The organism is Psychroserpens mesophilus (genome assembly GCF_050617655.1).
In the GTDB taxonomy this organism is placed as follows: domain Bacteria; phylum Bacteroidota; class Bacteroidia; order Flavobacteriales; family Flavobacteriaceae; genus Psychroserpens; species Psychroserpens mesophilus_A.
This window is the reverse complement of record NZ_JBODQC010000527.1, coordinates 1-234: the sequence shown is the minus strand read 5'-3', so window position 1 is coordinate 234 and position 234 is coordinate 1. Positions and strand designations below refer to the sequence as shown.

Annotated in this window: 1 pseudogene; it reads left to right on the top strand. The window is 61.1% G+C overall.

From position 1 onward, the window contains the following. Window positions 1-234, top strand: a pseudogene (locus ACRHNM_RS18265) (YaiO family outer membrane beta-barrel protein); the annotation flags it as partial.

Genomic DNA, 234 nt, shown 5'->3' with positions numbered 1-234 from the left:
CTGGCAAAGACGTATAGTTGGGAGGGGAATTACGACCAGGCCCGGCGGCACCTGAACCGGGTGACGTCCCGGGAGCGCCTGCATACGGAATCCTGGCTGGCTGCCATCCGCAATGAACAATACGCCGGGAACAGGAGCCTCGCCCTGGGGCTGGCAAACAAGGCGCTGATGTATCTGGGGCCGGACAGTGCAAATACGCGTATCCGCCGGGAAATCCTCGATTCCAAATCGAGC